23 protein-coding genes and 2 pseudogenes are annotated in these 26,603 nt (G+C 45.2%); 18 read left to right on the top strand and 7 right to left on the bottom strand.

What is annotated here, in order from left to right; genetic code table 11:
- Position 1 precedes the first annotated feature (1 nt).
- Both KSP24_RS21155 and KSP24_RS21150 read left to right on the top strand, forming a co-directional pair.
- On the top strand, positions 2-1,432 hold the full coding sequence (locus tag KSP24_RS21155) for a YfcC family protein (protein WP_025676064.1): 1,431 nt from the start codon (positions 2-4) through the stop codon (positions 1,430-1,432).
- A gap of 169 nt (positions 1,433-1,601) precedes the next feature.
- Positions 1,602-3,272: a ribonuclease J gene (locus tag KSP24_RS21150; protein ID WP_040102145.1), complete on the top strand. Its 1,671-nt coding sequence runs from the start codon at positions 1,602-1,604 to the stop codon at positions 3,270-3,272.
- A gap of 218 nt (positions 3,273-3,490) precedes the next feature.
- Here KSP24_RS21150 and KSP24_RS21145 read toward each other — a convergent pair whose 3' ends face one another.
- Entirely contained in the window at positions 3,491-4,753 is a 1,263-nt protein-coding gene (locus tag KSP24_RS21145; RefSeq protein ID WP_216976557.1) for a BaiN/RdsA family NAD(P)/FAD-dependent oxidoreductase, read from the bottom strand.
- Between the two features lie 292 nt (positions 4,754-5,045).
- Here KSP24_RS21145 and KSP24_RS21140 point away from each other — a divergent pair, with 292 nt between their 5' ends.
- The 3 genes from KSP24_RS21140 (at position 5,046) to nadE (ending at position 8,273) form a co-directional block, all read left to right on the top strand.
- Positions 5,046-6,785 carry a two-component system sensor histidine kinase NtrB gene (locus KSP24_RS21140; RefSeq protein WP_216976555.1) on the top strand — a complete coding sequence of 580 codons (1,740 nt, stop codon included), beginning with the start codon at positions 5,046-5,048 and terminating at the stop codon, positions 6,783-6,785.
- 142 nt (positions 6,786-6,927) lie between these two features.
- Positions 6,928-7,362 (top strand): BrxA/BrxB family bacilliredoxin, encoded by a 435-nt coding sequence (locus KSP24_RS21135; protein WP_013369388.1) that lies wholly within the window; start codon positions 6,928-6,930, stop codon positions 7,360-7,362.
- Positions 7,363-7,463: 101 nt separating this feature from the next.
- Entirely contained in the window at positions 7,464-8,273 is an 810-nt protein-coding gene (gene nadE, locus KSP24_RS21130) for an ammonia-dependent NAD(+) synthetase (RefSeq protein WP_216976553.1), read from the top strand.
- A gap of 91 nt (positions 8,274-8,364) precedes the next feature.
- Here the strand turns inward: nadE and KSP24_RS21125 are convergent, their stop codons facing one another.
- Positions 8,365-9,192: an alpha/beta hydrolase family protein gene (locus KSP24_RS21125; protein WP_058710687.1), complete on the bottom strand. Its 828-nt coding sequence runs from the start codon at positions 9,190-9,192 to the stop codon at positions 8,365-8,367.
- 182 nt (positions 9,193-9,374) lie between these two features.
- On the opposite strand from KSP24_RS21125, the gene acpS reads away from it, so the two are divergent.
- The 6 genes and pseudogenes from acpS to KSP24_RS21095 all read left to right on the top strand — a co-directional run bounded on the left by acpS (position 9,375) and on the right by KSP24_RS21095 (position 13,537).
- Complete coding sequence (gene acpS / locus KSP24_RS21120; protein WP_013369392.1) at positions 9,375-9,779, top strand: holo-ACP synthase; 405 nt, start codon at positions 9,375-9,377, stop codon at positions 9,777-9,779.
- Positions 9,780-9,783: 4 nt separating this feature from the next.
- On the top strand, positions 9,784-11,016 hold the full coding sequence (mutY, locus tag KSP24_RS21115; RefSeq protein ID WP_216976551.1) for an A/G-specific adenine glycosylase: 1,233 nt from the start codon (positions 9,784-9,786) through the stop codon (positions 11,014-11,016).
- A gap of 491 nt (positions 11,017-11,507) precedes the next feature.
- A complete protein-coding gene (locus KSP24_RS21110) occupies positions 11,508-11,738 on the top strand; it encodes a hypothetical protein (protein WP_014599466.1) in 231 nt (76 codons plus the stop codon).
- A gap of 13 nt (positions 11,739-11,751) precedes the next feature.
- Positions 11,752-12,120: pseudogene (locus KSP24_RS21105) on the top strand (Ger(x)C family spore germination C-terminal domain-containing protein); the annotation flags it as partial.
- 17 nt (positions 12,121-12,137) lie between these two features.
- Positions 12,138-13,241 carry a GerAB/ArcD/ProY family transporter gene (locus KSP24_RS21100; RefSeq protein WP_254207926.1) on the top strand — a complete coding sequence of 368 codons (1,104 nt, stop codon included), beginning with the start codon at positions 12,138-12,140 and terminating at the stop codon, positions 13,239-13,241.
- An 89-nt stretch (positions 13,242-13,330) separates the two neighbouring features.
- The gene (locus tag KSP24_RS21095) at positions 13,331-13,537 is read left to right on the top strand and encodes a DNA adenine methylase (protein ID WP_216976547.1); all 207 of its coding nucleotides are present in this window, start codon (positions 13,331-13,333) and stop codon (positions 13,535-13,537) included.
- A gap of 464 nt (positions 13,538-14,001) precedes the next feature.
- Here the strand turns inward: KSP24_RS21095 and KSP24_RS21090 are convergent.
- From KSP24_RS21090 to KSP24_RS21080, 3 genes and pseudogenes are all read right to left on the bottom strand, one after another.
- A pseudogene (locus KSP24_RS21090) lies at positions 14,002-14,436 on the bottom strand (IS110 family transposase); the annotation flags it as partial.
- 302 nt (positions 14,437-14,738) lie between these two features.
- Entirely contained in the window at positions 14,739-15,731 is a 993-nt protein-coding gene (locus KSP24_RS21085; protein ID WP_013369402.1) for a YiiG family protein, read from the bottom strand.
- 471 nt (positions 15,732-16,202) lie between these two features.
- Entirely contained in the window at positions 16,203-17,024 is an 822-nt protein-coding gene (locus KSP24_RS21080) for an AraC family transcriptional regulator (protein ID WP_216976545.1), read from the bottom strand.
- Between the two features lie 174 nt (positions 17,025-17,198).
- Between KSP24_RS21080 and KSP24_RS21075 the strand changes: the two genes are divergently transcribed.
- Both KSP24_RS21075 and KSP24_RS21070 read left to right on the top strand, forming a co-directional pair.
- Entirely contained in the window at positions 17,199-19,394 is a 2,196-nt protein-coding gene (locus tag KSP24_RS21075) for an alpha-galactosidase (protein ID WP_216976543.1), read from the top strand.
- Positions 19,395-19,418: 24 nt separating this feature from the next.
- Positions 19,419-20,858 carry a PTS transporter subunit EIIC gene (locus tag KSP24_RS21070; RefSeq protein WP_025677448.1) on the top strand — a complete coding sequence of 480 codons (1,440 nt, stop codon included), beginning with the start codon at positions 19,419-19,421 and terminating at the stop codon, positions 20,856-20,858.
- A gap of 84 nt (positions 20,859-20,942) precedes the next feature.
- On the opposite strand, the gene KSP24_RS21065 is transcribed toward KSP24_RS21070, so the two are convergent.
- Both KSP24_RS21065 and KSP24_RS21060 read right to left on the bottom strand, forming a co-directional pair.
- On the bottom strand, positions 20,943-21,431 hold the full coding sequence (locus KSP24_RS21065; RefSeq protein ID WP_058710694.1) for a DinB family protein: 489 nt from the start codon (positions 21,429-21,431) through the stop codon (positions 20,943-20,945).
- Between the two features lie 137 nt (positions 21,432-21,568).
- On the bottom strand, positions 21,569-22,183 hold the full coding sequence (locus KSP24_RS21060) for a superoxide dismutase (protein ID WP_013369407.1): 615 nt from the start codon (positions 22,181-22,183) through the stop codon (positions 21,569-21,571).
- Between the two features lie 521 nt (positions 22,184-22,704).
- On the opposite strand from KSP24_RS21060, the gene KSP24_RS21055 reads away from it, so the two are divergent.
- The 5 genes from KSP24_RS21055 to KSP24_RS21035 all read left to right on the top strand — a co-directional run bounded on the left by KSP24_RS21055 (position 22,705) and on the right by KSP24_RS21035 (position 26,551).
- Positions 22,705-23,130 (top strand): GNAT family N-acetyltransferase, encoded by a 426-nt coding sequence (locus KSP24_RS21055; protein WP_013369410.1) that lies wholly within the window; start codon positions 22,705-22,707, stop codon positions 23,128-23,130.
- 119 nt (positions 23,131-23,249) lie between these two features.
- A complete protein-coding gene (gene lepB, locus KSP24_RS21050) occupies positions 23,250-23,834 on the top strand; it encodes a signal peptidase I (RefSeq protein WP_025677452.1) in 585 nt (194 codons plus the stop codon).
- 90 nt (positions 23,835-23,924) lie between these two features.
- A complete protein-coding gene (gene rnhA / locus KSP24_RS21045; RefSeq protein ID WP_019686138.1) occupies positions 23,925-24,362 on the top strand; it encodes a ribonuclease HI in 438 nt (145 codons plus the stop codon).
- Positions 24,363-24,457: 95 nt separating this feature from the next.
- Entirely contained in the window at positions 24,458-26,191 is a 1,734-nt protein-coding gene (gene queG / locus KSP24_RS21040; protein WP_058710696.1) for a tRNA epoxyqueuosine(34) reductase QueG, read from the top strand.
- Between the two features lie 105 nt (positions 26,192-26,296).
- The gene (locus KSP24_RS21035; protein ID WP_013369414.1) at positions 26,297-26,551 is read left to right on the top strand and encodes a YneF family protein; all 255 of its coding nucleotides are present in this window, start codon (positions 26,297-26,299) and stop codon (positions 26,549-26,551) included.
- Positions 26,552-26,603: the final 52 nt, after the last annotated feature.

The raw sequence follows: 26,603 nt of genomic DNA, 5'->3' as shown, positions 1-26,603 counted from the left end.
CATGAACATCACGAATAAGAAATGGAAATTATCCTTGCCCCATAGTTATACCTTAATATTCTTGATTATTATTACAGTCGCCGCGTTGACATGGGTTGTACCCAGCGGTCAATTTGAGCGTCATGAAGTGACAGTGAACGGTGTGACCAAAACGGCAATCGTTTCAGGAACCTATCACTCTGTACCCAAAACGGGAGAGAACGGTGATTTAAGACAGGGAATCCCTCAGATTCTTAGCGCTCCTATTGAGGGGATTATCAATGCCGCCGATGTCGTCTCTTTTGTTCTTATTGTAGGCGGCTCCTTCGGTATTATTCTGCAGACAGGCGCCATTGATCGTGCGCTGACAGCTCTTGCCAGGCGGTTGAAGAATAAAGGGATTTTGCTTATTCCCATTGCTATGGTTATCTTCAGTCTCGGAGGTTCTACCTTTGGGATGAGTGAAGAAATTATTCCACTTTATGCGATTTTCATTCCGTTGATGTTTGCCTTGGGTTTCGACTCTATGACAGCGATTCTTATTTTATTTCTGGGAACGCAAATTGGCTATGTTGGTTCGACTGTCAATCCATTTTCAGTGTTGATTGCCCAGGGAATCGCAGGAGTGGAGGGGAATCCTCAACTCTGGCTGAGATTTATCGAATGGCTTGTATTTACGACGATTTCTATTGCTTTTACGATGTGGTATGCGCACCGGGTGAAGCGAAATCCGGAGAAATCCCTCGTGTTTCAAAGTGATATTATAAACCGCGAGCAATTTATTAAGGAAAGCACAGGCGAGGACGTCGTCTTCACATTCCGGGACAAATTAATTATAGGTGGATTTATTGTAACGCTTGGAGCGATTGTCTGGGGAATTTTGGTCAAAGGCTGGTATATGACTGAGATCGGCGCCCTTTTCTTTGCCCTTGGTATTTTTGTTGGGGTTGTCACCAAAATGAGTCAGAAGGAGATAGCTGAGAATTTTGTAAAAGGATGCGGAGAATTTATCTACGCCGCGGTGATCATAGGCCTCGCCCGCGGAATTCTGATTATCGCAGAACAGGGGATGATTATTGATACCGTATTGAATGCACTTGCAAGCGTCCTGGAAGGTTTGCCAAGTTATTTATTCACGACTATTATGTTGCTTGCGCATAATATCATTACTTTCCTCGTTCCCTCTTCTTCGGGGGAAGCTGCACTAACCATGCCTGTACTTGCACCGCTTGGCGATCTTGTAGGCATTAATCGTGAAGCCGTAGTCACAGCGTACCAATTTGGTAACGGGTTAACCAATCTCATTTCACCGACAGGTGGAGTGCTGCTGGCAGGATTGGCCATTGCCCGGATCAGCTTTGGACAGTGGCTGAAGGTAATCTTCAAACTATTCCCGATCCTATGGCTGATTGCTGCTATTTTTGCTGCGATATCGGCTGCGGTGGGTATGTAATCAATCAAGTCAGGGCCCCTGTCTGTTAGAGACAAGGGTTTCTTTTTGTGTTTGTGAAACAAGTCCTCTTATGTAGGAAGGCTACTCATTTCTTTCCCAATATGGTGCATAAGTTTACGCGGAAAATAAATAATATGGATAGCATTTTCCTAAGGAGGAAATAAACTTGATGCTTGCTGATAACAGATTACTCATTGCTGCTCTAGGCGGTGTTAATGAGATTGGAAAAAATATGTATTTCATCCAATACGATCAGGATATTGTCGTCATTGATTGTGGCTCCAAGTTTCCTAATGAAAATTTGCCTGGTATTGACCTCATTGTACCGGATGTTACCTATCTGCTGGAGAATCAGGATAAAGTTAGAGCGCTCATTGTAACCCATGGACATGAGGATCACATCGGGGGCATTCCTTATTTACTGAAGCAGATCAACATTCCAGTATTCGGGACAAAGCTCACCATCGAATTAATTAAGATTAAGCTAAAGGAACATAATCTTTTACGTGATGCCGAGCTTCATCTTATAGATGCGGATTCTACCATTGATGTGGGGAAGATTCAGACATCCTTTTTCACTACTGTCCATAGTATCCCAGATTGCTTGGGCGTCTTTTTTCAGACACCGGAAGGAAATGTGGTCCATACCGGGGATTTCAAATTTGATATGTCTCCTGTCAGCGGACCTTTTCCGGATCTTCATCGCATGGCTGAAATCGGAAAGAAAGGGGTTAAGGTGCTTCTCTCCGAAAGTACGAATGCGGAAAGACCAGGATTTACGCCTTCAGAACGTTTGGTTGGCGGGCACATTCTGGATGCATTCGCTCGAGCCAAGCAGCAGGTATTTATCTCCACGTTCGCTTCCAATGTGAATCGTGTCCAGCAGGTCATTGACGCTGCTGTGGAAACAGGCCGCAAGCTGGTCTTACTCGGACGCAGCATGGTAAATGTGGTAACGGTGGCTAAAGAGTTGGGCTTCTTGCACATGCCCGAGGATTTGTTGATTGAGGCTGGAGAAACGGAGCGATATCCTGCAGAAAAAATTGCAGTTTTATGTACAGGAAGTCAGGGTGAACCGATGGCTGCATTGTCCCGTTTAGCTAATTCCCTGCATCCCAAAATCGAAATATTGCCTGGGGATACCGTCATCATTGCTGCGGGAGCGATACCGGGAAATGAGCGAAACCTTTCTCAAGTCATCGATAACCTGTACGTACTGGGCGCTAACGTTATTTATGGATCAGGCAACACCACGGGGATGCACGTATCCGGTCATGGCAGCCAAGAAGAGTTAAAATTAATGATGACCCTGATGAAACCCCAGTATTTAATTCCTATACATGGTGAATTCAGAATGCTGCATCAGCATCGTCAGCTAGCAGAATCAGTCGGTATTCCTATGGAAAACGTATTTATTGTCCAAAACGGTGAGACAATTCAAATCGCAGAGGGAAGGGCATCCCTGGGTCCCAAAGTACCATCCGGCAATAGCCTGGTAGACGGGCTGGTAACTGGTGATGTGGGCAATATTGTACTGCGGGACCGTAAAAAACTTGCCTCAGACGGAATGCTGATTATTGTGATGACTTTGAGCAAAAACGAAAAGCAAATGCTTGCAACGCCAGAAGTCATATCAAGAGGCTTTGTATTTGTTAAGGATTCCGAAGAGCTGATGAATCAGATTCGAGACACGATTATGGCCACAGTGAACGAGTTAACAGAAATCGAAATGAGTCAGTGGGGCTTGATTAAGCAGATGTTAAAGGATAATGTGGGTCAGTTTATTTACAGCCAAACCAAGAGAAGACCTATGATTTTACCTATCATTATTGAGGTTTAGGAATAGCTGTAAACGTTAAAACAAGATGGAGTTTGTTCAATACGCGATTACTCAAAAAAAAGACTTAAATCAGCAATACAACTGATTTAAGTCTTTTAAATTCCTGTTTTTCTTAAAAATTGCGGTTGTAATGGCGGTTTGTAGCGAAGCGGAGGATTTGAATCTGGAGAAGGGCCAGCGATCGTAAGATCAAAGCCTACGCGTAGTGCCTCCCACTCCTACATCTCGTTTAAAGCCGCTTGCGTTCCTGCTGTATGCCCTGTCGTAAACGCCGCTGTAATATTATAACCTCCAGTGTAGCCGTGAATATCCAGAATCTCACCGCAGAAAAACAAGCCAGGCATCAGCTTGGACTCCATCGTTTTCGGATTAATTTCCTTCAAATTCACACCACCCCCGGTAACAAATGCTTCCTTCAGGGAGAGCGTCCCATTCACACGAATGGGAAACGCCTTGATTCGATGGGCGAGTTCTTGCCATTGCTGCTTGGGAATATGATCATAGGTCAAATCTTCACGCAGTTCAGCTTGCTGAAGCAACAACGGAATCATGCGTTCCGGTAAATAAGGTTTAAGCACGTTTTTGATCGCCTTTTTAGCATCGACCGATGCCAGTTCCAGTGTCTCACGGTAGACTTCATCAGCATGTTTGTGAGGCTGTAAATCGAGAGTTAACAATACTGTGTTTACCTTATCCTTTTTCATTCCCTTGACGACAAACTGACTGCAGCGCAAAGCGGTTGGACCAGACAAACCAAAATGCGTGAAAATCATATCTCCTTCATGAACGACAACCTTCTTTTGTTTCGCATTCCATACGGTCAGGCTGATGTTTCGTAAGGAGAGCCCCTGAAGCTCTTTTGTCTGGATAAATGTCTCGCCTGACGTTAGCGGGACCTCTGTTGGATATAGTTCCGTAATGGTATGCCCAGCTTGCTCTGCCCATGCATAGCCGTCACCTTCCGAGCCTGTGTGCGGGACGGACTTGCCACCGACAGCGACAATGACGTTACGGCTACGCAGCATTTCACCGGAACGCAGCCGCACACCAGCTGTATGACCTTCTTTGTAAATCACCTCTTGAACAGGGCAGCTTGTCCGAATCTCGACTCCTTGAGAGCGTACCTTATTAATCAAAGCATCGACGACCGTTTTGGCTTTGTCCGTTACTGGAAACATACGCCCGTTGTCTTCTTCCTTTAAGGCTATACCTAGTTGTTCAAAGAAGGCGATGATATCCCGATTGCCGAAAGCAGCCAGGGCACTGTGCAGAAAACGACCATTGCCGGGAATGTGGCGAATAAGTTCATCCAGCTCTTTTGCATTGGTGACATTGCAGCGACCTCCGCCGGAGATCCCCAGCTTTCGTCCAAGTTTATTTCCCTTTTCCACTAAAAGCACCTTGGCGCCTTCGCCAATGGCAGCAGCCGCTGCCATTAAGCCGGCTGAGCCGCCTCCGATCACAATAACGTCGTAAGTCATAGACCTCTTCCTTTTCGTCGACAAATTTTCAAAAAAATTCAGAATAGCGTAACAGATTTTCCATCATATCGTAATACCGTCTCTTTAGATAGACTTTGAGCACAGTAGTTGCGTATATCTCTTATTTTACAGAAGTATAAAAACCGTAAAAACGATCCTCTAATATATATCCGGTATTTAGCAGAATTTGTCGTTCTACACCGGGATTTTAACACATATATTGTAATATATTGTAGCCTGTGCTTTAATTCAACTAACGGCGTCAAGGAAAGATGATGAGGGGGAGAAGTCCTTGTTAATTGCGTTGAAGGAAAGTGTGCTCCAAGTTCTCCTTGCCGTTATATCGGCGGGTTTTTTCTCTATATTAACGGATTATGGGGACAAGAAAAAGGTTTGGGCAGGCAATCTGCTTCCCGGACCTCATCAAGGAATACTTTATCTGTGTTGCTTGCCAGCTATATTGCTATGTTCGCTCTTTCAATACCAGCCTCCATATGGCCTACCTTCCAATCTCGGTATTATTCCCCTTGCTGTAGGCGTCATGTATGGTACACGTCGCACTTCCTTTGTTCTCGCTGCTTCTGCATTGACGGGTGTTCTAATTATAGCGCAGTCGATAGAAATGTCCCCAATGTATGTGGGCACTGCTTTTATCCTTTTTCCTTTTATGCTACTGCATGTCAAGTTTTTTCAAAGAGGAACATTGTTGGACAAAAAGCTCGTAATTTTCACATATGTTGTGGCTGATATGCTGCTTAAGGCATTATTACCGCTATTGTGGGGCAAACAGAACATTTCAGTATACATTCCTGATCTGCTCACAACGTTTTGGAATGTTGCTGTAGGTGTGTTGGCAAGTTTTACGGTCGTAAGTCTGATGCATAATTCCTTTGAGAAACTGACGTTGCGGCGAGATGTAACTGAGTTTACGAGCAAATATTTAATCGAAGTGGATAAGCTGCGTCAAGTCATGGATTTGATGCCGTTATCTCTTGTTACTTTGGACAGCGAAGAACGAGTTATACATATGAACAAAACGATGCTGGAGCTCTACCGGGACTTCGATCCCTATATTACGCTGCCTGAGGTTGTAGGCCGTCCTTTAAACTCGTTGTACGTTTTTAGCGCTTCGCCTGTAGTCAACGAACGAGTTGCGAAAGCATTGGAAGGAGAAGCAGGCGCTGATTTTATAAATGTATCTCCTAAAGTATTCTTCTCCAGTTTCCTTCCTATTCGAGATAAACATATCAATCAAACGACAGGTGTCATTATCGCCTTGCAGGACATCACAGAGCTGGAGACGCTGCGCAGTGAGTTGGGCAATTTCGAGAGGCTCAGTCTGGTTGGACAGATGGCAGCGGGCATTACACATGAAATACGTAATCCGATGGCGGTTGTGCGCGGGTTTTTACAGCTTATGCGCGAGAAGAGCCCTGATTCTCTAAGTCATTATTACCGCATCGTGATGGAGGAGCTGGATCGGGCGAACGGGATTATTAATGATTTTCTTTCCCTGGCCCAGAATCGGATTGTCGAGAAGGAGCAGTGTCATCTGCATGATATCATTCGTGAACTAACACCTCTTTTGTGGGCAGATGCGAACCTGAGGGGACAGACGATTGAGTTAAAACTGGAGGATCATGTAACGATGCTGCATTTGAACCCTAAGGAAATCAAGCAATTGCTGCTTAACTTATCGCGTAATGCGATGGAAGCTATGGGTGAAAAGGGTGTGCTGACCATTTCTACTCATGAAGAAGGGGATTTTGTCGAACTGGAAGTGAGGGATACAGGTCCGGGAATTCCGCCAAAACAGCTTGAAAAGCTGTTCCAGCCTTTTTACACCACCAAAACGAAAGGTACAGGTCTGGGTCTGGCCTTATGTCAAAGTATAGTGGAGCGTCATCACGGTACGATTGCCGTAGATTCGGTGGAGGGAATGGGCACACAGTTTAAAGTTCGTTTGCGCAGGACCATTCCGACTTATCAGGAGCATTCTGAGCCTCCTGTCATAAATTCGATACAGAAATAATTGTGCAAAGATGTAACCGGATTTTTTGCAAATTACGTGAAAAAGATTGTATAATGGGCTTTAGATGTCCATGTCTTTACTACGGCAAAGGATGAAATTAGAAACGTAGTATATATGATTTAGTGAAAAGGAGTGAAAGAATATGTCTATGTCTTTCGATCAATATATGAGAGATTCAGTTCAGCCTATGCGCGATGAACTGACGAATCTTGGGATTCAGGAACTGCGTACTTCTGAAGATGTGGAGGCCAAGTTGCCTGATGCTAAAGGTACAGTGCTGGTGGTTGTGAACTCGGTATGCGGTTGTGCCGCAGGCCAATGCCGCCCGGGTATAGCTGAAGCGCTGAAGCATGATATAACGCCGGATCATCTGTATACGGTTTTTGCGGGACAGGATAAGGAAGCAACGGCGAAGGCTCGCGAATTTTTCGCGCCGTATCCGCCATCTTCCCCTTCGATCGCGTTACTGAAAGACGGCGAACTGGTTCACTTTATCGAGCGTCATCAGATCGAAGATCGTTCGGCAGATCAGATTGCTGCTGATTTGACCAGTGCATTTGACCGTTTTTGCCGGTAAGACTGCTCAAGCTATGCCCCGCATTTTTCGCCTGCGAAACTTGCCGGGGCTTTTGCGTGTTGGCTTGTGAAGGAAATTCCTAAAAAAGAGGTGCTTATCTGATGAGTTTGCAGGAACAGATTATTGCTGAATTGGGAGTACAGCCTACGATCAACGTAGAGGCGGAGGTCCGCAAGCGTGTGGATTTCCTCAAGTCGTACGTAACAAAAACAGGAAGCAAAGGGCTGTTGATCGCCATCAGTGGCGGGATTGACAGTGCCGTAGCAGCCGCCTTGTGCAAGCAGGCTACAGATGAGTTGACACAGGAGCAAGGGCAAGAATACAAAACACTGGGTGTATTCCAGCCCTATGGTCAACAGGAAGATATCGAGCATAGCTACGCGGTGGCTAAAGCGTTCAACCTGAAATATGCCGGGGAAACGAACATTAAGGAAGCCGTGGATACGATTGCCGTGGAAGTAGAGCACACATTAAAGGATATCGGTCTGGAACGTTCCATTACTCCGCAAGTGAGAGGTAATGTAAAGGCAAGAACACGTATGGTGGTTCAGTACGCACTTGCGAATGAACTGAACCTGCTCGTCGTGGGTACAGATCACGCTTCAGAAGCCATTACAGGCTTTTATACCAAATGGGGTGATGGTGCGGTCGATATTACACCGCTCAGCACTCTCAACAAACGTCAGGTGCGTTTGCTGGCCAGCTATCTTGGAGTTCCGCAGGCTATTTTGGACAAAGCGCCTACAGCAGGATTGTGGGAAGGCCAGACGGATGAAAAGGAACTGGGAATCTCCTACGAAGCAAACAGCGACTACCTGGAGGGCAAAGAAATTGACCCGGCGGCCAGCGAAAAGCTGGAAAGCTATTTTACACGTACAGCACATAAGCGGACAAGCATTCCGGGAGTGTAAGCATTAATCATTTTGGAATTGTAAAATGCTAAGCTAAATAAATGCGGCGATCCGCCCGGCGGATCGCCGTTTGTATTGAGGGGGCTACTGCCTAATTAGTGATCCGGTCAATGAAGCGGCGGGTTTCGGTAATTGCCTGATCCAGTTGAAGACTGCCTCCCTGGAATGGATGAACGGTGTTAAAGGTATGATTGCCGCCTTGAATTTGTACCCACTCGATGTCGGGACGAACGGAGGTGAGCTGGGCAGAGCCTTCCCGTAGACGTTTGGAGTCTTCGGTTCCCTGGATAAGTACAGCTGGGAGCTGGCTATTGGCAAGCCTGTCTACAATGGCAAAACGCTCGCGATTGTGCTCCAGGTCGTCCAGAATGATAGCATCAAGCGGAAGCTGTTGCCCGGTTCTGGCGTTCTGCACATAGCTGCGTCCCTTGGCACGCATTTCTTCTTTTTGTGGTAAAGTAAACAGATCAAGATTGGTTACGCCATTCCATGAAATGACGCCAGCAATCTCGCCGGGATGATCTAGTGCATATACAAAGCAGCTTCCCGCACCTCGGCTATGTCCTAACAGAAACAACGGCAATTCTCTGAATTCATGGCGTGATCTCAAATTGGACAGCAATAGTTCCAAATCCTCTTGTTCGCGGCTATAGGTGTTGCGTGCGAACTTTTCCAGCTCGGTAAAATTCTCCAGATCCTCACCTATGCCATTATGTGAAAAATTGAAGGTTACTACGTGGTTATCCATACTCAATGCTTCTGCAATAAAGGGGAACATACCCCAATCCTTAAATCCTTTGTAGCCATGAGCGATGATGAGCAGGCTCTTGGCCGTATTTTTAGCGGGAAACCATGAGGCCCGGATCACCGCATCTGTTCCTGCATCAGTACCAGCTTCAACCACAATCGTTTCTGACATCCTATCCTTCCTTTCTACGGGAGTTTTTTAACCGGCATATCCGCGAATTTAAAGCATTCACTGATTGCCTCTCTCATTTTAACATATTTTGGTGACGCTTTTACGCCTTTACGACTCGCCAGGGTGTGGACGCACTGTTACAATAGATCCAGTAAAGTAAAAAAAGGGCGGGGAATACCCAAATGATCTACGGAATTGGACATGATGTGCTGGAAATAAGCCGTATGGCTCATATTTTGGCAGGTAAATATGCAGATGCATTTTTGAATCGGGTGTTGACCCCGGCAGAACGCGAGCTTGCAGTGGAACGCAAGGGAAGGCTAGCGGAGTTCGTAGCAGGGCGCTTTGCTGCCAAGGAAGCCATAACGAAAGCCTTTGGCTGTGGAATTGGACAAATCATCGGGTTCAGCGATATGGAAATTTTACCTGAACCGGGGGGGAAGCCCGTAGTTTATTTGTCTTCGTCTGCGTGGGATCGACTGAGATTACCGAATACGGGTGACTCGAATTACAGCATTCACTTGAGTATTACACATCAGCCTAACATTGCCTCTGCTTTTGTGATTGTCGAATATAAGGAGACGTGATGTGATGACTACAAATACATTGGAACAAAAGCGTTACTTCAGTTTTGAACTGTTGAATTGGTATACACGTAACAAACGCGACTTGCCGTGGCGCCGCCATCGCAATCCTTTTTATATCTGGATTTCGGAAATTATGCTTCAGCAGACACGTGTCGATACGGTCATTCCGTATTTTAATCGCTTTATTGCACGTTTTCCGACGATTGAAGCGCTGGCGGAAGCGCCCGAGGAGGATGTTCTCAAGCTGTGGGAAGGGCTGGGGTATTATTCGCGGGCCCGGAATTTGCAAACGGCGGCGAAACAGGTAGTTGAGCTTCACGGTGGGCAGGTGCCAGATGATACGCAGGCTGTTGCTGCACTGAAAGGAGTAGGTCCGTATACGACGGGGGCGATTATGAGCATTGCCTTTAATCGGCCAGAGCCTGCTGTAGACGGGAATGTGATGCGTGTGCTGTCGCGTTATTTTCTCATTGAAGAGGATATCATGAAGGGCAGCACGCGAGCGCATATGGAAAGTCTGGTCAGGGAGCTGATTCCCGAAGGAAGAGCCTCCGATTTTAATCAGGCGCTGATGGAGCTGGGGGCGCTGGTCTGCACGCCAAAGTCGCCTCATTGTCTGACCTGTCCGGTCATGGAGCATTGCTCGGGCAGGCTGGCAGGCCGCGAGGAGACGCTGCCAGTCAAAACAAAAGCGAAGCCGCCGCGGCTGGAGCCTCGCTCCGTCGCCCTTATCGAGGGCAGCGGTGCCAATGCAGGCCGCCTGCTTGTGCGCCAGCGCCCGGCCAAGGGCCTGTTGGCCCGCATGTGGGAGCTGCCGCACGAGCTTGCCGGACAGGAGGGCTACAACGGTCCGGTGCCAGATGAGCCGGCCATGGATCACCTGGCAGCTCATTTGTTGGCAGAGGGCGTGCATGCGCGCCCGGTGAGGTTTGTACGTGAGGCAGAGCACACGTTCAGCCACATTCACTGGAACCTGCGTGTGTTCCAGTGTGAAGAGGTCGCCGCCCCTGCCGGGCAGGAGGGCGAACAGCCGCTGGCTGCCGAGCAGCGGGCCAGCTACAGCACCGCGGCGAAGCCAGGTGTGTTAATTGCGCTGGCTGAGCAGGTGGAGCACGCACATAATGCGCTGCCGGCGGGGTACCGCTGGATCAGCGAGGCGGATATGTCCACCTTGGCGTTTCCCAAGGTGTTCCTTGATCTGATCAACGAATATTATGCAAAGCAAAAAGAGAACTGATGTTAATAATATAACTGTCAGCAAAAAATAAAGGATCGTCTAATAGGTCGAGTATCAAATTCCATTTATTTGACTCCCACTCAAAAAAGCAGTGACCCGCAAGTCGAAAGACTAGGCTAGGTTGAAAAGGATGCATCTTTTGTGATTGTGTTACTCGCCAAAAATCAAAATGTTTGCCAATTGCATTAAACAGAAATCCTACTGTTGAACCAAACGGAACGACAGAACAATTCGGGAATTTAATGAGCAACTAAAAGGGATTAGCTTCACGGAATCGCTCGACGAGAGTACCCTCGCCTCCATAACAACGGACACCATCTGGTGTTCGTTTTTTTGCTTACTGATACTCAAAGAGAGTCCCTCTGGTTCTAGTATCTACTCATCGCCGAACACGATAGACCCCTGTTCTTCCCCATGAATATTTATCACTATTTTACACATATTACATGTATATCATGATTTAAGTTTTTTGAAGGGGGACCGTCATCGTTATGGCAAGATTACTCGAGGCGAAATTAGATCATCTAAAAAAGATCCTGGATCATCTTCCTGATGTCGTCTTCAAAAAAATGGATGTGGGACAAACGGGAATCCGTGAAGGCCGCTCTCAGGTTAATCTGGAACAACTGAAGGAAGAATTGGTACAGCAGGCGGCTTTTACGATCAATGCGAAAGAAGGAACAGATCTTGAGGCGTGTGTGATAGAAGTGTTATCAGGATGAAGTTGAGGATACCCATAGCAAACTTATCCCTCACGTCAAAGGGGAGGCTCTCTCATTCACGGTTCGTATCAAAACAGCTGTCAAACTAAACGAAAACTCGGTTATTTCTTCGGAGTTCTTGAAGGAACCGTTCATCCGAACCGCTAAAGAAACGGTGCAAGATGAAATCAAAAAGATCGTGCTCCAATCATTAAGCAAGCTCCAGAAAGAAATGAAAGCAGACGTAGCCGGCTTCGGTTCAAAGGTAAAAGTAAACTATCCCGCCTACTGGGATCGTGTAAAAGACAATTGGCAGGATACATTCAGTGAAATACCGATCGACGTTCGGGTTGAAGTACAGATTAAACGAACAGGTGCTTATACAAAAGGAGAGGGAGCGTAATGCCCAACATACCTTCCATGAAACAGGATGAAATTTCTACTATACAAGCTCTATTAACAGTAACTTCGACCGTGTACGCTGTGGGAATTGTCAGTTTACCACGAACCATCACGCAACAGACGCAAACGCCTGACGTGTGGCAGGGGCTTTTGCTGGCAAGTCTGTTTGGTGTCGGCGTCGTTTTTATCAACGTGAAATTGTGTCGGCGATTTCCAGGGAAGACGTTCTATGAGCTCAATTCTGTGATCGCAGGTAAATTTATCAGCCTTTTCATCAATATTGCGTTCATGGTATATTGCGTGATGATCTGCTCTCTTGTATCCAGAATGATGGCAGAATTCCTCAAAGCCCTTGCATTGGAGAGAACTCCGGTAAGCATGATTCTCTTGCCGTTTCTTCTGCTTATTGGTTATTTGACCTCGGGCGGTCTTCATGCGATGGTTCGCTTGGTCGAGCTTTTCTTTCCCTTAACCTTTATTGTTTATTTATTGCTGATCATTCTCAATATCAATCATTTTGACATTGATAATTTGCGCCCTGTTTTCCATCAAGGGTGGGGGCCGATCCTCAAATCTCTTAAAGTTGTACCTTTTTCGACGCTGGGTTTTGAATCCATGCTCATATTAACTAATTTTATGGTCAATCCACAAAAAGCATGGAAAGCGGGGGGGATCGGCTACTCGATTGCAATGGCTTTGTATGTCCTGATGGTAACGATGGTCGTTGGCTGTATGTCGGTAGAAGAAGTTTCCCGATTGCAATGGCCGGTCGTTTCTTTTGCGCAGCAAATTGAATTCCCCGGTTCGTTCCTGGAACGGTTTGAAATATTTTTTATCATTTTGTGGACAATCAAAATTTTCATGACCGCCTCAAATTATTATTTCTATCTTGTAGCCGGGATCAGCCAGCTCACCCAAAAGTGGAACGGATACATTTTTTATCTTCCGTTAATTATCATATTTGCCGTCAGCATCTATCCTCAAAATTTTATTCAAATAGATAACTTTGATACAGTAACGGGGTATTTTGGAATGATAATATGCGCGGCAGTACCATTGGTGCTTCTTCTCATTTCCATGATCTTCTGCATAAGGGGAAACCTAGATGGGAAACGTTCATAATGTAATTGGTCATACCCCTAAAATGATAATAAATAGGGGGAATGAAAATATGAACATAGATGATGTTCGAGGCTGCATGGAGGCTGCTCTTGGTCAACCGTCTGGCGTTTTCAGGCATTTATCGTGCGAATCCTCTTGGAGGCATGCGTGGTGATCCAAAGATCTTACTCTCACGCTGGAATCCGGATGATCTATGTAAACGTATCAACACGATTCATTCTATGAGTGACCGGTTTACTGTACAAAACCGGGATGCTTTAGAATTTATAGAGGACCAGTTTTGGTATAAGGGGTAGCGCCAACATTTTGACCGTTTTTATGTTTAGCTTTATCGGACATGCATTTTCGTCGTTCCTGATGACCTTAGCGGACGTAACGAACCGTTTTTCGGCATAATGATGACCGCTAATGATGTATAGTGGACAACGACTTAGAGTAAGAAAAGCCCGTTTTTTATGCTCCCTTAGCGTATATTTTCGTTAAAATATTGGCTGGACCGAGGCATGACTAAGAAACCCTCTGCTCCTACAGAAATTTATGGATTAATATGGTAATATGGTAATTTTACAGACAATAGGGCTCGTTTTTACTAAGTATGGCGTATATGTATGTATAAGCTGATTTACGGAAATTTCCTCCATTTGTGTCTCTAATATTTCGAGTTGAGACTGAAAAGCAAGTAATAAGGTAATCATTCCTTCTAAAACGTAATGTTGAGAGATGCTTCGGTTGACCTTGGCTTTTTGCTTCAGCGCTATGTCTAGCAGCTCTGCTCTATCGTTAATCCACTTCCTAGAGTGAGGAGCCTGGCATGTTCAAACAAAGATTGAGAGGCATTTTTGACCTTACCCTGAAGGCAAGCTTGTAGGACTTTTAGAGCCGTTACCGAGTAAAGGTCATAAAATACAGGTTCATATTCGGGAAATACCTGATCAAACAAAGCCCGAGTATTTAGCTTGGCCTGCACATATAATGATGTTATAAATTCATGCTGTCTGGTCACATTTTGAAGCTCCGTATGAGCTTCATCCCATGCCCGGTGCGGCTTTAAATCGCCGCGGTAGAACATTTCAGCTAAGTGCCAAGCGTCTGCTGCATCTGTTTTAACTTTGCGTAACGTAGTCCCGCGTGCTCGCTTAGATTGCAAGGGATTCACAATGAGATGTTCAATTTCTTCTCGTATGAGAAATGAAACGAGCCCACGATGATTCCAACCTCATAGCTTCGCTTGTTATACGGGATCGCATGCCCCAACCAGCTCAAACATGGTCGTTGGTGATAGTGGGAGAACAGTTTTCTTGACGGGGTTATTTATTTCCCTAAAACCACCTAGTTCTTCCCGGCTATCGTCATCTTAAAACACCTATTAAAATAGGCCAACCAAATTTTTGGTTGACCTAATAATACGAAATAAAGTCCTAGACTGTCGCTGTTCCATTGAACTAACATTGCTTTTCTTTCCCTAGAATCGTTGCTACAACCTTATCCACGATACGCTTAATTTATTTCATTATATCGTTCGACTGCCTTGCTTAGCTTATAATTGAAATTCTCAGGTGTGCCATCCGTAGTGTTCAGGAACTGGCCGTTCAGATCAGAATCAGATACAGGTTCCTTCTTATTGATGCGTTCAATGATTTTCGAAGCGGCCGCTTTTGCCTCAGTGGCTGAATCAACATAGCTCTCGATACTGAAGCTGTTAATCCCTTCTTTTTGAACTCGTTTCTTGTCTTTTGAGATTGTCATGAGCGTACTCAGATCTGCGGTCATAATGTCGTATTTGGCTTTAAACTTCGTCATATCAAGTTGCAGCACATTGTCGGCGGTGATTCCCTGCTCATCCATTTCAATGGCCGTAGCCTCGGCATCTATCATGAACTTCAAGGCATTATACCTGATCTGCTGGTCTGAATCCTTGAGTTTTTGCAGTTCGGCCAGACGCTGCTCGTTACCCAATTTTTGCAAAGCCGTGAAGTATTGTTTGGCGACAGTCTCGTAAGCGAGATTGGCACTTACAAGCTTGGTATGCAGCTGTTTTCCTTTTGCGAAATCATCATCCACGTAGCCTTTTGTATCGTAGTAGGCTTTCATTTCGTCCAGGACGGACAACAGATCATTGATGACCGGTGTCAGTTTGATCACTACGGGGTCTACGTTCGCAAAAGCAGGTTGGCTTGCGGTATAGCCGTTCGCTTTATCAACAATTTCCCGCTCAGTTTCAGCAACGCCGAGCATGATGAAGCTGAAGTTCTTCTCGATTACAGGCTGTGTATCACCTCCGAACTTCTCGAAATAATGAACCAGAACCTCATTGATTCTGCCTGTCATCAAGTTATTCAGCCTCACATACGCATTGTATTTTTCGATTTCTTTGCTCTCGCCGGACGTAACGCCTGCAGGCGCTTGATCCACGGTGGATGTAATGGCAGAACAAGCGGACAACATTGTACCTAACATGATAATGGCAATAAAAAATGATAGCTTTCTCAAAATAGTGATTCCTCCGACTGAGTAATTTAACGTGCTTTTCTTTTGTAAGGTGTCTGAATAGGAGAGAGAACAACTGCCCTCTTCTGGTCGATTAAATTCCCTCTTCGCCGCATATTAATGTTGATTGTGAAATAATCTAATCAATTTTAAAATTATTTGGTGAATGGGTCTTGAGACTTGAGTAGCATAATTTTATAAATTTCTTTGTCGTCACTTTAAAGAAGATATAACATGAGTAATGATAAGGCCGGCCTAATGATAAATCGTAATCGATCAGCTTGAGACGTACGGTGGAGATCCAGCTGCTGTTACGGCCGCTCTGGCTCTCCGGAATTAAAGGAGTTATTATTTTTCGCGAACAACCAAGCTATCCTGTCCGTTCGTATTATGAGGTCAGCCAGTTTTTACTGGTTGACCTCTTTGTTCGTAAGAGGTTTATTATGGGCAGCCGAGGTAGAACGTCAAAGCGTGTTATTTTTGGTGATTTTTTCGGTATTCGGATGGGGTCAATTTGTTGACCGTTTTGAACATCTTAGAGAATAGGAGTACATCTTTATACCCTACAGACCGAGCAATATCTCCGATTTTCAGGGAAGTATTTTTTAAGAGGGAGCAAGATTTTTCAATCCTCAAATGCAATAAAAATTCCTGTGGTGACTTATTGAGTTGCTGTTTAAATAAACGATGCAAATACGAACGGTCAATTGAAATGTACTTGGCAATGTCACTTACGGTAATGAAGTGTGAATAGTTTTGTTGAATAAAGAGAAGCGCTTCTTTAATATAACGCTGCTGTCTTACCTCATTGTTGACTTCCTGATTAGGATAAAGTTCAAACATCAGATACAGGAATTCATACAGCTTGGATGTAAGCAACAGGTCTTTGTTGGATTTCAGCGTAGAAGAAACGACGATACTTTCCATACAGCGAGCAAGATTGCCCTCTGCTTCAAACCGGAAAATGGGATTGTCCCTATGGATACAGGTCCGGCTTAGATATTCTTTTGCTTGCACCCCATTAAAACCGATCCAGGCATATTCCCATGGGTCGACTTCATCCGCTTCGTAGTAAATTAGAACCTTCGGCTCAATAAAGAAAGCATCGTTTTTCTCCAAATGATAGATTTTATCGTTGACTTTATAGATCCCTTTTCCTTTTAAAATAAAATGCACCATATACCCGCTTCGAATGGCTGGACCATAAGAGTGTTTGCTGGTACAGCTTTCTTTTCCACATGTGTATAGATTGAGATCTAAGTTGTTATAGGAATGATTGGAAAAATGCGAACTCATTTGTTTTCACCTCTTAATTCATCTCTGCATATTATCACACCGTTTCATATAGAGTCTACATTATTCCATATAATTATTAAAACTATTCCATTATGATTAGGGTGTAAGAAACAAGGAAACAACATAATTTATACTTTTTGAAAATATTACTATTGGCGCTACAAGGGGGTCACTATGGCTATAATCATCGATAAAGAGAAGCTTTTATTCCATTTACAAGGCAGCAATACCAGTTATGTCATGCAGGTTATACAAGATGGTTATTTAGTCCATCTGTATTGGGGAAAGAAAATTCAGAACTATCGGGGAAGCAATAAAATCATCTTTATGGATAGAGGATTTTCACCCAATCCGAATGGGGCGGATCGAGCTTTTTCACTGGATACCATCCCGCAAGAATATCCGTCATTTGGAAATAGTGATTTCAGGATTCCTGCGTATCAGCTTCAATTGGAGAATGGTTCTACAGTGACAGATTTTCGGTATAAAGAACATCGGGTTTACCAAGGCAAAGCAAAATTGAAAGGGCTTCCTTCTACGTATGCGGAGGATGATGGCGAAGTAGAAACACTGGAAATCATCCTTGAAGATCCATTAATTGATGTAAAGATTGTACTATCCTATAGCCTATATCCAAAGCGGGATGTCATTACCCGTTATGTCCGTTTTGATAATGAAGGTCAGCAGCAGCTAAAACTGCTTAGAGCGTTAAGTGCCAGTGTGGATTTTCGAGATGATGAATATGAACTCATTACCTTGTACGGTGCGCATAACAATGAAAAAAATATAGCAAGGAGAAAAATTTTACCCGGAATTCAAATGGTAGACAGCTGCCGTGGCGCTAGCAGCCCTCATCAGGCACCCTTTATGGCACTTGTAAGAGAAGGGACAGATGAAGATCAGGGCGAAGTATACGCCTTTAATCTGGTGTACAGCGGGAACTTTACGGCCCAGACGCAGGTAGATTCCTATCGGAACACTAGAGTCACGATGGGGATTAATCCTTTTGATTTCACATGGCTGCTTGGACCGGAGGAGTCGTTCCAAACGCCAGAAGTGGTTATGGTATACACCGAAAATGGCTTGGGCGGCATGTCGAGAATTTATCATGATCTATACAGGAACAGATTATGTCGTGGACCATTTCGTGACAAGGAACGACCGATCCTGATTAATAACTGGGAAGCCACCTACTTTAACTTTGATGCCGACAAGATTGAGCAGTTGGCGAAGGAAGCTCAAAGTGTAGGAGTGGAGCTGTTTGTATTGGATGATGGGTGGTTTGGGAAACGAGATGATGACAATACTTCATTAGGCGATTGGGTGGTGGACCGTCGCAAACTTCCAGATGGATTGCCGGATCTTGCCAATCGCATTCGAAATCTGGGTATGGAGTTTGGTTTGTGGTTTGAACCTGAGATGGTATCCATAGACAGTGATTTATACAGAAGGCATCCCGATTGGTGTATCCATGTCCCTGATCGTCCGTATACGCTGGGAAGAAATCAGCTTATGTTGGATTTATCAAGGAAGGAAGTGTGTGAGTACATCGTTAAGTCGGTTTCCGATATTTTATCGAACGTTCCAATTACTTATGTAAAATGGGACATGAATCGTCACATGACAGATGTGGGTTCGGCCGCCTTGCCACCTGAGAGACAAAGGGAGACGGCGCATCGTTATATCCTGGGACTCTACAGTATTATGGAAGAGCTTACATCGCAGTTTCCTCATGTCTTATTCGAAAGCTGTTCTAGTGGAGGAGGCCGTTTTGATGCCGGTATGCTCTATTACATGCCTCAGACCTGGACGAGTGACAATACAGATGCCATTTGCCGACTGAAAATTCAATGGGGGACAAGTCTTGTCTATCCTCCGATTACGATGGGCGCACACGTCTCCACCGTACCCAACCATCAAGTGGGCAGAATAACACCATTGGAGACCAGAGGTTATGTCGCTATGGCCGGGAATTTAGGTTATGAGCTGGATTTGACGACATTAACTGTTGAAGAAAAAGAAGTTGTGAAAAAGCAGATAGCTCTATATAAGGAAATGAGATCGCTCATTCAGTTTGGAAACTTTTACAGAATCATTAATCCGTTTGATGAAAATGAAGCCGCATGGAGCTTTGTGTCAGAGGATCAAACGGAAATGGCGGCGAGCTATTTCAAGGTTTTATCCCAACCCGCTGCCGCGATTAAAACGTTAAAATTCAAAGGTCTGAATCCAGACTACATTTACAGAAATATAGAAACTGGTGAGCTGTTTGGCGGTGATGAATTAATGCATGTAGGCATAACGCTGACCAGGGTGAAGCAGGACTTTTTAGGTCTGTTCTGGAGATTTGTTAAAGAAGACATCATCTGATTCAGCTAGAGGAGGTTTTACTAGATGGAAGCAAAAGAAAAGCAGTATAAGCACATTTCTCAAGAAATTTTAAAATATATCGGCGGTGAAGAGAACATTATCGGTGTGGCCCATTGTGCCACAAGATTAAGAATTGTACTTGAGGACAATGAAAAAGCAGAATTAAAAAAGATTGAAGAAGTTGATCTGGTTAAAGGTGTGTTCATAGCGGGGGATCAACTGCAGATCATTTTTGGAGCTGGGTTGGTCAATAATATCTATGCCGTGTTCTCCAAACTGACCGGAACAGAAGATATGTCATTAAGTGATGTCAAATCGAAGTCCGCACAAAAGCAAAATCCTTTTCAAAAAGCCATTAAATCGCTGTCAGATGTCTTCATTGAGATCATGCCTGGAATTCTTGCCGCCGCATTGTTAATGGGGATCACCGGTCTATTAGGCCAGAAGGGGCTATTCGGCCCTAAATCGATTGTGGAGATGTATCCAATTTTCCAAGGGATCAATCGCTTTGTTCAAATCGTTTCCACAGGTATTTTCACCATCCTGCCGCTGCTTGTTGTTTATTCTGCAACCAAGAGATATGGCGGCCGTCCGATTCTGGGGCTTGTGCTGGGTGCGATTATGCTTCATCCAGCCTTGGCGGACGCCTTTGAGGTAGCTAAAGGGAGCCAAAATCCAGAATCGATCAGTCTTTTCGGCCTTCCCGTACAGTTGGTAGGCTTTCAGGGCGGTATTATTATTGCTCTAATGATGGGATATGTGGTAGCCAAGTTGGATCAGTTTTTTAACAAAAAGGTTCCAGACATGATTAAACTATTTTTGGCTCCTTTGCTGACGGTCTTTGTTTCTTCTCTGCTATTGTTTACGATTATCGGCCCTCTTGGGCGGGAGCTAGCCAGTCTGGTGACTGTTTCGTTGCTTTGGATGACGCAAAACCTGGGGATATTTGGCTTTATGTTTTTTGCAGGTATTCAGCAGATCATCGTTATTACAGGTTTGCACCATGTTATGGGCGCGGTAGAAGCACAGCTGTTAACTGACACAGGCAGAAATTTTATCAATCCATTGGCATCGGTAGCTTTGATGGCTCAAGGGGGCGCCGTATTGGGGTATATTCTTTTGAATCGCAAAGACACCAAGGTTAAAGAACTGGGTTACTCTGCATTCGGGTCTGTACTTTTTGGAATCTCTGAACCCGCGATCTTCGGGGTCACTTTGAAGTATAAGTTCCCTCTGGTTGCTGGATGTCTCGGAGGAATGGTTGCCGGAGCATATGTATATTTAAGCAAGCTGACAGCCATTGGATTCGGAACCACGGCTCTTCCCGGCTTTGCAATTGCAGCGTCAGATAACCACGGTCATATCAATTATCTTGTCGCTCATCTTATTGCCCTGATATGTGGAGCATTATTTACATTGGCTTATGGTGTTATCAAGAGCAAGAGGTCAAAAGCAATACTTTAAGAAATGAGTCGAAGTGTATGATAAAAAGGAGTAGAAGGAGCTTGAAGGCTCTTTTCTACTCCTTTTTAATGGCGGATATTATACCTATATGGATGGATCGCTCTCAATCAGCCCTTTGCCGATTACATTGGCTGAAACCGGGGCCTTGCCGAGCTCACGCGACCATACGGACAACTGTCCGATATGATGAATTTGGTGGGCAATGACATGGCGCATCACCTCGCCCCAGGCATCGATCGCAATTCTGCCGTCCGGGAGGTGATCTTCAAACCTTTTTCGTTCCAGACCTTCATGCCAGGCGAGGACGAACGGCTCCACATCGAGTCGAAACTTCGCGTCCAGCTCGCGGACTTTAGCCAGCGTATTATACTGAGAGAAGTCCTCCTGGAAATCAGGTTTGCCTTGAATGATTTGAACCCAGCTCCATTCTACATCAACGATATGAAAGAGCGTTTTTAGAATGCCGCCAGCCCCGCCAATACGTTCTTTCAGCAGTTCCTCCTGCGGCACCTCTTCACACCAGCGATACCATTGTTCTCGAACCATCCAGTTATAACGAAAAAAAGTCTGCATCCATTACCCTCCTGGGACTGTAATAAAGAATGATTTCCACCAGTTTACCACAGAATGCCAAAAGGGCTGTCTCATTCGTAGAAAATCTACTTTTGAGACAGCCCTTCATGATTTAGGATAAGAATGTTGCTACTGGCTTATTTCTTTGCAGCCGCGTAACGTTTGTTAACTTCATCCCAGTTGATTACATTGTAGAAAGCTGCAATGTAATCTGGGCGTTTGTTTTGATATTTCAGGTAGTAAGCATGCTCCCAAACGTCCAGTCCAAGTACCGGAGTCAGACCTTCGAACAGCGGGCTATCTTGGTTTGGAGTGCTAGTGATTGCCAGTTTGCCGTCTTTGCCGACAACCAGCCAAGCCCAGCCGCTACCAAAACGAGTTGTAGCTGCTTTAGTGAAGTCTTCTTTAAATTTGTCATAGCCACCCAGTTCGTTGTTGATTGCTTCAGCAATTGCACCTGTTGGCTGTCCACCGCCGTTAGGACCGATAACTTCCCAGAACAGGCTGTGGTTGTGGTGTCCACCACCGTTATTGCGAACCGCAGTGCGGATGCTTTCAGGAACGCTGTCCAGATTGGAGATCAGATCCTCCAAGCTTTTGCTTTGCAGTTCAGGAGCGCTCTCCAGAGCTGCATTTAAGTTCGTAACATATGTGTTATGGTGACGATCATGGTGAATTTCCATTGTCAGTGCATCAAAGTGTGGTTCCAGTGCGTCTTTTGCGTAAGGAAGTTCTGGTAATTGAAATGCCATAATAAAATCCCTCCTGGTTATATGGTTGGGTAAGTGTTCCTATGTAATAATACCCTCGATAGTTATATTAAACCGCATCCAGCCTATTTTTTCAACATTTTTGTTTGTAAAATACCAAACTGAGCAATAGGGCCTGGTAGATAGCATGTCCAAAAACCCGATTGGAATACGTAATACATAGGTAAAAAGAGGTAAATTTGACCTTCAAAAATGTAAACGCTTTATATATAGCGCTTACATGAGAAAAAGGGATGTATTCCGTCAAAAAGTATGGTTTAATGGTCAAGGAAGCAGAATTTTCGGCTTTTTTGTCGTCTGCTATAAGCTGTCATGTCTATGACATGACGAACTTGAGGGCATACACCCTTTTCCTGTTCTTCATTTCATATATAGCAGATCGTATGCATTTTTATCATAATGCCTTGTGATTAACACCATGATAAGCGCTTTATGGATTTATGTAAAAATGACGGTGCTGTCTCAATTTTTTTATTATGCTTACGAAAAGGGAGATATTACTTATGCACGTTCGTTCCTTTCAATTAAGTGATGTGAATTCAGTTACGGAACTCATGCAAATTGCCTTGTCAGAGGAGTGCTACAAAGAGACGGTGGGTGCTTTTGCCCGTCAGCTTTCGTGGGATTCCGGTTTGATCGTCGTTGCCGAAGAAGAGGGAGAGATCGTTGGTGCCCTGATTGGCACGATTGATCAGAATCATGGTTGTTACTATCGTATTGCTATTCACCCGGATCATCGTCGGATGGGAATTGGGAAATCGCTTGTGGAGTCCATGGAGCAACGTTTTCAGCAACGTAAGGTTAGCCGTATTTGGGTAGCCGGGGACAAGCATAACAGTGCGGCCATGCCGTTGTACGAAGCTATGGGCTACGGAGCAAGCCAGATTTTACAGGCGTTTCAGAAGCTGAGTATTTTGGCACCTCATTAATCGGCAATCGATATACAGAAATGAAGTATAATATTTACATTTAGAGCATATCTGAGTAACCGTTGCAATCGGGTACGGGATATGCTTTTCTATTTATAACAGGGTTGAGGAGGTTAATTATGGATGCTTTGACTCCTTCGTCAGACCTGCTACCTTCACCGGAAACGTCCAAACAGGCAGGTCGCTCTGGTTACATACGCGATTGGTTAGTTACTCTGCTGATTGCAATGGTCGTCTTGTTGCTTCTAAACCTGTTTGTATTTAACTTGTCCACGGTCAGAGGACATTCGATGCAACCGACGCTAACGGAAAGCCAGCATTTGTTCGTTAATAAGCTGGTTTATAATTTTCATGATCCGGGGAGAGGGGACATTGTGATTTTAAAAGATCCCGATTCCAAACTGTCCAGCCCAAGATTTTTAGTGAAAAGAGTCATAGGTATTCCTGGAGATGTCATTCGGATTGAGCATAATCATTTGTATGTAAACGGTGAGCTGCTAAATGAGCCGTACACCAACTCGGACGTGGAGGATGGTGATTACGGTCCTTTTACAGTGGAGCCGGAACACTTTTTTGTCATGGGAGATAATCGCCATACGGCTGCAAGCAAGGATAGCCGGTATTTTGGCAGCGTTAAGTCTGAAGATTTACTGGGACGTGCAGAGTTTATATTTTGGCCGATCTCGGAGTGGAAGTGGCTATGAGCAACAATAGTCTGAAATCAATGCGGAATACGTGCGAACCGATCAGAGTTATAACGGTCAGCGGTTCCCAATCAGGAAAGGAAGAGAACGATGAAAGAAGTGATGGTTTATACCGACGGTGCTTGTTCGGGGAACCCGGGCCCAGGGGGCTGGGGGATCGTTTTGCTGTATGGAGAGCATCGTAAGGAGCTGTCGGGTGCCGAAAAGATGACGACAAACAACCGTATGGAGATCAAGTCGGTGATTGAAGCGCTGAAGCTGCTCAAGGAGCCGTGCCGTGTAAAAGTACACAGTGACTCTGCCTATGTCGTCAATTGCTTCAAACAAGGCTGGATTAAGAATTGGCTCCGTAATGGCTGGCGTAACAGTAAAAATCAGCCGGTGGAGAACAAGGAACTATGGGAAGAACTGTGGGAACTGATGGGTAAGCATGAGGTTGAATATGTGAAGGTGAAAGGTCACAGTGACAACGAACTGAATAATCGTTGTGATTTTCTGGCGACAAGTGCTGTTAAAAATTTACGGTAGCATCTGTTGCTGTTTTCTGTTGAAATTTGAGATATGAGAATGTTGCGACATTCTCATATCCGTAATGATAAAAGTGGAAGAGAGGTGAGTATCGGATGCAACGCGAATTAACTCGGACGGCTACCGGAACGGCTTCGACTTGGGCTTCGCTCAAGCAGGAAATTATTGAGGCAGCTCCAGGGCTGGGTATCGACTCCATCGGGTTCGCATCCGCCGATCCCTTTCTGTCTCTGAAAGCTATATTGGAAGAGCATCGTGCTAAAGGCTATGAGTCCGGCTTTGAGGAGCCCGATATTGATAAGCGGATCTATCCGGAGCTGTATGGCTCGCAGCCTGCATCCCTGATTGCCATTGCGGTGGCGTATCCTTCCAAAATGAAGGACCCGCCGAAGTCGGACAAGGGCAAGTACCGTGGTATTTTGGCGCGTTCAGCCTGGGGTAAAGATTATCATCTGGTATTGCGTGAAGCGATGGAAAAGCTTGAGGCTTTTATAAGTGAGCGGGTACCTGATGCAATTTTAAAAAACATGGTAGATACCGGAGAACTGTCAGACCGAGCCGTAGCGGAACGCGCAGGGATTGGCTTTAGCGGCAAAAATACGATGATGATTTCACCGACACTGGGATCATGGATTTATCTGGGGGAGCTGTTGACGAACATTCCTTTCCAGCCAGATGAACCGGTTACGGATGGTTGCGGAGAGTGCACCAAATGTTTGGATGCATGTCCTACCGGCGCGCTTGTAGGTCCGGGACAGCTGAATGCCCAGCGGTGTGTGTCCTTTTTGACGCAAACCAAGGGCTTTTTGGACGAGGAGTTTATGCTGAAAATAGGGAATCGGCTGTATGGATGTGATACGTGCCAAATCGTATGTCCCAAAAATCGAGGCCTTAACTGGGATCATCATCCCGAGCTTACACCCGATCCTGAAATTGTGAAGCCGTTGCTGTTACCGTTACTGGATTTGAGCAATCGCGAATTCAAAGACCGATTTGGTCAAAGTGCGGCGGCCTGGCGGGGGAAGAAGCCGATTCAACGCAATGCAGTCATTGGTCTTGGCAATTTCAAGGATGTTAGCGCGGTGCCCAAATTGACGGAGGTTTTATTGGATGATCCGCGTCCCGAGCTGAGAGGCACGGCGGCGTGGGCTTTGAGTCGAATAGGAGGGGAAAACGCTATGACAGCGATCAAGCAAGCATCAGAGAAGGAACAACATGAGCAAGTACGCGAAATGATCGCACAGGCGCATTCCAAGCTAGAGGAACAAGAGCAGGCAGAGCAACAAACTTCTGCTGAATTAAAGACGGAGGATTCGCAGGGTCCAACTACGATTTATTATGATGAAATGGAGACGCCTGTGGGCACGCTGACGCTGTGTGCTACGGATCGTGGGCTATGTCGAATTGACTATGGCTCTTTTTATGCGAAGGAAGCATTGCTTCAGCAATGGGCCCGGACATGGGTCGGGGAATATGTCTATGTACAGGAGCCGGAAAAGCTGCGCGAAGCTGCAGAACAACTGCGTGAATATTTTGCGGGAGAACGACGGGAATTCAGTATAGCCTATGATTTGAGAGGCACTCCTTTTCAAGAGCAGGTATGGCGCGCACTGCAAAATATTCCGTACGGACAAAGTGTGTCCTATCAAGATATTGCAGAATCGATCGGACGAGCCAAGGCGGTACGTGCTGTCGGCGGAGCCAATAACAAAAATCCATTGCCAATCCTGTTTCCATGTCACAGGGTATCAGGTGCAAATGGAAGTTTGGTCGGCTATGCCGGAGGCTTGCCAGTCAAGATGAAGCTGCTGGAATTGGAGAAGGAATAAGGACATATGTTTGCAAAAAGTAATTTGCTAGCTGTCCCATGTTTTGCTATGATAGGTTCGTGTAATTCAAGATGTTTCATATAAATATACAGAGGTGACGACTTCGTGGTGTGGAATATTGTCATTCCGATTATTACCCTGATTGTTGGCTTGGTCGGGGGATTTTTCATCGGTGCTTATTATCTTCGCAAACAGCTTGAAAAGATGCAAAACGACCCTGAAACGCTGCAAAAAATGGCCAAACAGATGGGCTACAACCTGAATGGGAAACAGATGCAAAAAGCCCAGCAGATGATGAAGAACCAACAGTTCTCCAAAAATCAGCCTGGTGCGCGTAAAAATCAGGGCCGTCGGAAATAATGAGCAACGTGAGCACGGATGCCGCATGAGGTTGCTGCATAGAGGAGGATTA

The organism is Paenibacillus sp. AK121 (assembly GCF_019042715.1).
Lineage (GTDB): Bacteria > Bacillota > Bacilli > Paenibacillales > Paenibacillaceae > Paenibacillus > Paenibacillus polymyxa_C.
This window is presented reverse-complemented; position numbering and strand designations above follow the sequence as displayed.